The organism is Dellaglioa sp. CoH-55-MRSF-8 (genome assembly GCF_056782195.1).
On sequence record NZ_JBXAYH010000132.1, the window covers coordinates 1 to 338 of the forward strand.

Below are 338 nucleotides of genomic sequence, written 5' to 3' on the forward strand. Positions count from 1 at the left end.
GTCTGCTACTCATGCTCGCTATGGCAGTTGGCGGTTGGGTTGTGGCGTGGTTTGCCACACGAAAAGATACCGAACTTGTAGGGGCTGCACCGAAGGCTATTGCTGGGTTTATGGCAGGCGCTGTGGCAGTTTGTGTTCTTGGCATGATCCTCAAGGACTGCATGCGCGCAAAGGGAGTTTTGTAATGGCTGAAGAATCTGATCTCGAACTATTCTTGTCCGACATCAAAGAAGACCCTAACTACAAGAAGTTTCGGCTCGTGGTCAAGGGCGTGCGCGAGAAGCTGAAGATCGAGCGTGATCAGGCCGAAGCCATGGGCCTGATGGCCAACCGCACAT

1 protein-coding gene is annotated in these 338 nt (G+C 53.3%); it reads left to right on the forward strand.

Translation table 11 applies throughout. From position 1 onward, the window contains the following. Positions 1-185 (forward strand): hypothetical protein (locus tag AC1RPW_RS08235; protein WP_481769478.1); only part of this gene is annotated, 185 nt, incomplete at its 5' end. Between the last annotated feature and the right edge of the window lie 153 nt (positions 186-338).